This window comes from Pontibacillus yanchengensis Y32, assembly GCF_000770635.1.
Taxonomy (GTDB): domain Bacteria; phylum Bacillota; class Bacilli; order Bacillales; family BH030062; genus Pontibacillus; species Pontibacillus yanchengensis.
On the sequence record NZ_AVBF01000106.1, the window covers coordinates 1 to 7,416 of the forward strand.

A 7,416-nucleotide genomic window follows, 5' to 3' on the forward strand; every position below is an offset into this window, starting at 1 on the left:
TTTGCGCTTTTGTTATTGGAGTAGGTACTATATAAATTCATAGCCGCATCGCTCCATCGGATAATGTGTGTCAGTTGATCGGTTTGCTTGGAAGATTGCACGGAGAAGTGAGCAGCTCCTCTACTTAATGCGTCGTTAATATTATTTAGTGACTCCCCAACGTTATGTAAGGAGTCAAACATGCCATCTGTTGATTCAACTTTATGTTGAATATCATCTGTGAGGCTGTTGGTTTTATGTACAAGTTGTTCTGATTCATGGGATATCTCCTTCATCTTTGTCTCTAATTCAGACACAGTATGATCTAAGCTTTGGATAGTTGAACTAACTCCCATGAGGGTTTTTACAATAAAGAAGGTTAGATAGGCAAATGCTAACGCAACTAGTAGAGCACTAATATAAATAAGTTCCATGTATAATAGACACCTCCTAAAGAATAATTTACCCCTTTTTGGTGGAGCAAAACACCACGATTCACAAATAGTTAAACATAATATGTTGTTTTGAGATTACACCTATAATGGTAAAGGGTAAAAGGATGAAAGGGAAACATTTCAAAAGGGGGAACTAAGGTGCCTAATTGGAAAGGATTTGTGAAAGAATTCGGAGCAGAATTTCAAAAAGATAACGTACCTTTACTAGCTGCAGCACAGGCTTATTACTATCTACTTGCTATTGTACCAATGCTGATTTTAATATTATCGCTGGTACCATACTTAAATATTGATCCCAATGCGGCAGTCAATTTTATTAGTAATTCTCTACCTGATGGGACGGCTTCTATATTACGGGAAAATATCATAAGCCTTGTTACACAGCCCAAAGGTGGTTTGCTGACAATCGGAATATTGGGGACGATATGGTCAGCATCAAGCGGAATGACAGCTTTCATACAAGCTTCCAACCAAGCTTATAATGTGAAGGAAGATCGTTCATTTATCAAGGTGAAGCTTCTATCGATTTTCTTAACATTTGGAATGATTCTTGCCCTTGCTGTAGCTCTGCTGTTACCTGTGTTTGGGGAAGTCATTTTTAATTTTGTTCAGTCTTTCATTACACTGCCTGGTGAAGTTATGGTGTTATTGCAATTATCTAGATGGCTTATTAGTATCATTGTCATGAGTGGGGTCCTTCTTTTGTTATATCGATTTGCGCCAAATAAGAAAATCCCGTTCAGTGGAATCTTACCTGGGGCAATTGTGACCACTGTTTTATGGTTACTTATTTCATTTGCGTTCTCGTTTTATGTGAGTAATTTTGGTAATTATTCAGCTACGTACGGAAGTTTGGGAGGAATTATCATATTAATGATATGGTTCTTCTTAACAGGTCTGATCTTAATGGTTGGAGCAGAGATTAATTACATTTTAAATCGACAAAAGCATTCAAGCAGTTAAAAAGATTATACACAGTAAAGACCCTGGATTCGGTCCAGGGTCTTTGCAGTTTATAACATACGTTTAATCATCTGTGTGGCTTTATAAGGGTCATCGCTTTTACTAATGGCAGAGATAAGCGAAACGCCATTAGCTCCTGCACGTATGACCGATTCGGCATTTTTTTCACCGATGCCACCAATTCCAACCATAGGGATAGAGATGTCAGCATCACGTATCGATTGAATCGTTTCAATTCCGGAAGGTTGTTTGGCATCCTTTTTCGTACTAGTAGAAAAGATGGGTCCAACACCTATATAATCTATTTGTTCGATGCTGGCCATTTTCGCTTCTTCTTTTGTGTGTACAGATAATCCAATATAGTTTCCCACAAAATTATCCACAACGGTATCTATGGGAGTATCCTCTTGTCCAACATGGATTCCATCCGCTTGTAATAAGGAAGCTAATTCGAGATCGTCGTTAACAATAAATGGGATGTTGTTATTGCGGCATACTTTTTGTAAGCTCCGTGCAAGCTCTTCTTTTGCTTTACCTGTTAAAGCGCCCTCTCCCTTCTCCCTGAATTGGAAGCACGTTATACCACCACGGATGGCTTCTTGTAAGGTGAAGGTAGGATCATATCTACAGTCCTGACTCCCCATTATAAAATACAATGTTAGCATATCTTTTATCTTACTCATAAGTCACACCCTTTGATTCCACATGAGCCTTGTAATTTAAAGTGTCTTCATCAATAGAGGCCAATGAGTCTAGAAAATGAGCCTGAAACGTACCAGGTCCATCTGCCTTATCCACAGCTTGTTCACTTGCAATGGCATAAGTGGTAACAGCTGCAACGGCTTTTTCCACAGCATCTCCTTCTAATGCAAGAAAAGCGGTAAGAATGGATCCTAATAAGCACCCAGTACCTGTGATTTTTGTTAATAACGCAGTACCGTTATGGCATAGAATTGTTTCGTTACCATTTGTGACGACATCTGTTTTCCCGGTGACGATAATAAGGGTTTGTAATGTTCTAGCTGCAAGTTCAGCAAGACCAACGATGTCCCCATCATCTGAGGAATCCACCCCGCGAGTTACCCACTCTTTATCCACAAGTGTCGCAATTTCACCAGCGTTTCCTCGAATAGCAGTAAAGGAAATGTGTTCTAGTAACGTTTTACAGACTTCTTTTCGAAATGGCGTAGCTCCAACACCAACTGGGTCAAGCACAACGGGAATCCCTTTTTTATTGGCCGCTATGCCGGCTTGAAGCATTGGCTCCATATCATCTAGTTTAATCGTTCCAATGTTTAGTAGCACACCATTTGCAATAGAAGCCATATCTGCTGCTTCATCATTTGATTTGGACATGATAGGTGCTGCACCAATGGCATATAAACCGTTAGCTGTAAAATTGATGACGACTTCGTTGGTTAGATTGTGGATAAGTGGTGATGCGTCTCTAAGATTGGCCAGGTAATTGCTTTGTAAAACAGTCATACATAATCCTCCATTCTAAGTTTGATTTAAGATTTCACTGTATGTTCTGGTGTGAGAGACCAAGACTCTTGGGTGTAGGCCATTTCCCAGAATCGCCATTCTAAATGGCAACTTTTCATAAAGGCCTCGTACATGGTTTGCTTTTCATGTTCACTAGCTGTTTCTGCCCATAGGTCTAATCTATGTCGCAATTGATTGGTTGTATCAGCTATCGCGCCATCTGCATAGAACGAAATCCAAGCATAGAACGGGTGGTTTTCATCAGGCTGGATTTCTTTCATAATGCGTTGTCCAATTTCAAGGTACGTCCACGGACATGGAAGGAGTGCTGCTAGAATTTCTCCAATATTTCCTTCATGAGCGTGATGTTTCATATGCTTGATATAGTGGTCAGCGCTCGGTGGAAGAGGATATCCTTGCAATTGCTCATATGGTGTTCCGATATATTCGCATAGATTATGGTGAGGATGGATTTCGCTGTTTAGTACAAAATCAATGTTCTCAGTGAAAAACGCCATATCTTCGCGTTTGTCACATTTGGAAATAGCGATGCCATAAATGTTCATAAATGCGTTTAGGTATTCAAAGTCAGCTTTAACATAATGAGCTACTGCTTCCTTGGGTACGTCCCCCTTAGCTATTCCTCTCACAAAGGGGTGGTCTAAGATTGATTGAAAGATAGGTTCTGCTTCTTGTCTTAGGTAATCTGAAAAATTCATAAAAGGTGCCTCCTATATAGGTATTGGAAGCACTAGGGGTGTAGAATGTGAGGGGAGGAGATTGGCAGGTAAATAAAAAAACCGCTCCGAAACTGGAGCGGTTTGGGGGTTATTGTGTCATCAAGAGATACACGTAATCACATAGCGCCTACTTGAGCGCTATAGCCAACCGACTCCACTTCCCTTCGCTGGTACTAACCAGATCAGGTTCAAAGGGACCAAGGCTACTAACCTTATCTCAGCCTCTTAAAGAGGCGCCCCTAGTGGACTTCCTATATTTACTAATAAGGTAACACAAGATGTATATCAAGTAAACGATTACAAGCTAAAGTAGATAGGATATCTATCAATCTAGTCTATCTGTTAGGAAAATATGATAGGATAAAAGGAAAAGGAAAGGGAGTGTTATGGTGAATGTGTCAAAGGAGTATGCTGAAGAGCTAGATCGACAGGATGAGTTAGCGCATTTCCGAGACGAATTCTATATTCAACCAGGTACCATTTATATGGATGGAAATTCCCTTGGTTTATTATCAAAACGGGCAGAACAGGCGTTACTTGAGGTGTTGGATTCTTGGAAGCAACTTGGTATTAACGGGTGGATGCAAGGTAATCATCCTTGGTATTATTTATCCGAAAATCTTGGCAAGATGAGTGCCCCTTTAGTAGGCGCAAAACCTGAAGAAGTTATTGTAAGCGGTTCCACTACAACAAACCTTCATCAACTGGTATCTACGTTCTATCAACCTATCGGTACAAAAACAAAAATCGTAGCCGATGAGCTTAATTTTCCGTCTGATATTTATGCATTGCAAAGCCAACTTCGCTTACAAGGATACGATCCTAACGAACACCTTGTTCAAGTCGAAACGAGAGACGGGAGAGAAATCAACGAAGAGGATATTATCGAAGCGATGACCGAAGATGTAGCCCTTATTGTGCTCCCAACTGTCTTGTATCGAAGTGGACAGCTATTGGATATTGCTAGATTAACAGAGGAAGCGCAAAGTAGGGGGATTGTTATAGGGTTTGATGGCTGTCATTCCGTGGGAGCCATTCCTCATAAATTTCATGAATGGGGTGTGGACTTTGCTTATTGGTGCAATTATAAATACTTGAATAATGGTCCAGGTGGTGTGGCGTCCTTGTTTGTTCATGAAGACCACTTTGGTAAAACGCCAGGTCTTGCTGGTTGGTTTGGATCGGATAAAGAAAAACAGTTTGATATGAGTCATACGTTCAATCCAGCCGAAACAGCTGGTGCCTATCAAATTGGCACTCCTCATGTGCTTAGCATAGCTCCCCTTATAGGGTCTCTTCAACTTTTTGATGAAGCATCCATTGAGCGCGTGCGAACGAAATCGTTACGTGCTACGAGATATATGATGGATCTAATAGACCATGAACTTAAGCCTTATGGATTTGTGATTGGAAATCCAACTGAGTATCACAGACGAGGCGGACATGTTTGCCTAGAGCATCCCGAAGCAGCACGGATATGTAAAACATTAAAGGAACACGGGGTTGTACCTGATTTTAGAGCTCCGAATGTCATTAGACTAGCTCCTGTGGCCTTATATAATACGTTTGTAGAAGTATGGGAGACCATCCAAATTCTCAAACAGGTTATGGATGAAGCGCAATATGAAAAGCATCCGAATGAACGGGATATTATTGCATAATGGAGGGAAATAGACGTGTCGATTATTGATATTTCCAGAAGATTGGAGCAGGGGACCCCTACATGGCCAGGGGATACCCCTTTCTCTTATTCAGTCAGTTGGTCAAAGGAAGAAAGTGGTTCTGTGAATGTTGGCAAGCTGGAAATGAGCATACATACGGGCACTCACGTTGATGCACCATTTCATTTTATGAATAATGGGGAACGTATTTATGATCTTGATCTCGAATTATATGTAGGTCCTGCGCTAGTAGTTGATGTGACAAATCTCTCTAGTATAGCAGCCAAAGACCTTGAACAAATCGACTTAACAAACGTGAGTCGCATCCTTTTTAAAACGAACTCATGGACAGATTACACGAAATTCCCAGAAGAAGTAACATACATAGAAGCAGATGTGGCCCCATTTTTAGCTAAACACAATATAAAACTAATTGGCGTTGATGTTCCATCGGTTGATCCATTAGACAGTAAAGAATTACAGGCTCACCACGCATTACATACTCATCATATTCATATTTTAGAAGGGCTAGATCTTCAGAACGTAACTCCTGGATGGTATGAGCTCATGGCTTTTCCTTTACCCATTGTTGAAGGAGATGGGAGTCCAGTTCGAGCTGTTTTGCGATCACATAATAAGTGAAAGGTGGAATGACGTAGTGGATTATTATAAGAAAAAAACGAAATCAGATTATGAGAAATATATAAAGACAGAAGAATTGTTAACGCTGCAAAAACCTGAGCAAGATTTAAGCTGTCAGGACGAACTAACCTTTCAAACCATTCACCAAATTGCGGAACTGCACTTTAAATTAATGATTCAATACATTCATATAGCTCATGAACATATGACAAACGGAGAAGTGGATGCGGCGACGGACCAAATCAGGCGAGTGAATATGCATTTAGATCATTTACCCAATGTGTTTGACATGGTAAAGGTCATTAGCCCGAACGATTATCATACGATCCGTCTGGCGTTAGGGCAAGGAAGTGGTCAAGATTCCCCAGGCTTCAATGAGGTGTTACGTCTTGGTCCTACATTGTGGGAGCCATTTGATCAGATTTTACAAACGCACCATCTAACACCACTAGCTATCCACCAGCAACCTGAAGCTCATCCTAGTCTATTTAATCTGATGCAATCCATGATTCGTTTTGACGAGAACTTCCAATCCTTCCGGCACCAGCACCTTCAACTTGTACGCCGAATGATTGGCCTTCAGACAAATAGCTTAAAGGGGATCCCTGCTCAGATGCTAGAAAAAGGGGTGAAGTATGAATTCTACCCTAAGCTATGGGAAAGTATTTGTGCGTTAACAGATTGGACGGGATCAAGCTATGATACCAAGCCCCTTGAATAAAATTCACGTTTGAAAGCGGTTGATTTTCAGAATCCCACATACTAAAGGCTGAATTGGGTATACTAACTGCATGAGTTGCTTAAAAATAGGAGGCTAAAATATGGAAAAGAAACCTTGTATTGACTCACTTGTAGTAAAAAATTCACACGTACTCCCAACAGACACAAACAATCATGGCACCCTATTTGGAGGTCAGCTCATGGCATACATTGATGATGTAGCAGCCATTGCAGCAACCCGTCATGCTCGTGCAACAGTGGTAACAGCATCTACTGACTCTGTTGACTTCTTATATCCTGTGAATGCAGGAGATGCGATATGTCTAGAAGCATTTGTGACCTGGACTCGTAATACATCAATGGAAGTGTTTGTGAAAGCCGTTAAAGAAGAATTGTTAACTGGCAAACGTGCTGTATGCGCAACAGCTTTCATCACCATGGTTGCTGTTGATGACACTAATACACCACAAGAAGTACCAACTGTGTATCCAGAAACAGATGAAGAACACTGGCTTCATTCTGGAGCAGCAGCGAGAGCTCAACACAGGAAAGAACGTCGCGGTGTTTCCAAAGAATTTGCCAACCGCTTTGGTACAGATTTCCCTTGGAAACGAGACTAACCAACATAATACTAATCTTAAGATCCTGTTGCTTATAGAAGCAGCAGGATTTTTTTATGTAAGGCGAGAGGTGGTCTTAGAACACGCGGATATCGATGGGGGAGTGACGGAAAAGGAATGGAAAGTAGCGGATATTGAAGGAGAAGTGACG

The 7,416-nt window shown here is 40.9% G+C and carries 9 protein-coding genes and 1 riboswitch; of the genes, 5 read left to right on the top strand and 4 right to left on the bottom strand.

What is annotated here, in order from left to right:
• The coding region (locus N782_RS19905; RefSeq protein WP_052111468.1) for a DUF948 domain-containing protein at window positions 1-413 on the bottom strand (413 nt) is incomplete at its 3' end.
• Window positions 414-572: 159 nt separating this feature from the next.
• Between N782_RS19905 and N782_RS19910 the strand changes: the two genes are divergently transcribed.
• Complete coding sequence (locus N782_RS19910) at window positions 573-1,397, top strand: YihY/virulence factor BrkB family protein (RefSeq protein ID WP_036824596.1); 825 nt, start codon at window positions 573-575, stop codon at window positions 1,395-1,397.
• Between the two features lie 50 nt (window positions 1,398-1,447).
• Here N782_RS19910 and thiE read toward each other — a convergent pair whose 3' ends face one another.
• From thiE to tenA, 3 genes are read right to left on the bottom strand one after another with little or no spacing between them, the layout of a single operon-like run.
• Window positions 1,448-2,080, bottom strand: a complete 633-nt coding sequence (gene thiE / locus N782_RS19915; protein WP_036824598.1) for a thiamine phosphate synthase — start codon at window positions 2,078-2,080, stop codon at window positions 1,448-1,450.
• Window positions 2,073-2,882, bottom strand: coding sequence for a hydroxyethylthiazole kinase (gene thiM, locus N782_RS19920; protein ID WP_036824601.1), 810 nt, complete (start codon window positions 2,880-2,882; stop codon window positions 2,073-2,075). The genes thiE and thiM overlap by 8 nt, the downstream gene beginning before the upstream one ends.
• Window positions 2,883-2,908: 26 nt before the next feature.
• Window positions 2,909-3,601 (bottom strand): thiaminase II, encoded by a 693-nt coding sequence (tenA, locus tag N782_RS19925; RefSeq protein WP_036824604.1) that lies wholly within the window; start codon window positions 3,599-3,601, stop codon window positions 2,909-2,911.
• Window positions 3,602-3,764: 163 nt separating this feature from the next.
• A riboswitch (TPP riboswitch) is annotated at window positions 3,765-3,873 on the bottom strand.
• A gap of 135 nt (window positions 3,874-4,008) precedes the next feature.
• Between tenA and kynU the strand changes: the two genes are divergently transcribed.
• The 4 genes from kynU to N782_RS19945 all read left to right on the top strand — a co-directional run bounded on the left by kynU (window position 4,009) and on the right by N782_RS19945 (window position 7,265).
• The gene (kynU, locus tag N782_RS19930; protein ID WP_036824607.1) at window positions 4,009-5,283 is read left to right on the top strand and encodes a kynureninase; all 1,275 of its coding nucleotides are present in this window, start codon (window positions 4,009-4,011) and stop codon (window positions 5,281-5,283) included.
• A 15-nt stretch (window positions 5,284-5,298) separates the two neighbouring features.
• The gene (kynB, locus tag N782_RS19935) at window positions 5,299-5,925 is read left to right on the top strand and encodes an arylformamidase (protein ID WP_036824610.1); all 627 of its coding nucleotides are present in this window, start codon (window positions 5,299-5,301) and stop codon (window positions 5,923-5,925) included.
• A 16-nt stretch (window positions 5,926-5,941) separates the two neighbouring features.
• Complete coding sequence (locus N782_RS19940; protein ID WP_036824612.1) at window positions 5,942-6,646, top strand: tryptophan 2,3-dioxygenase family protein; 705 nt, start codon at window positions 5,942-5,944, stop codon at window positions 6,644-6,646.
• Between the two features lie 100 nt (window positions 6,647-6,746).
• Window positions 6,747-7,265 (top strand): acyl-CoA thioesterase, encoded by a 519-nt coding sequence (locus N782_RS19945; protein WP_036824615.1) that lies wholly within the window; start codon window positions 6,747-6,749, stop codon window positions 7,263-7,265.
• Window positions 7,266-7,416: the final 151 nt, after the last annotated feature.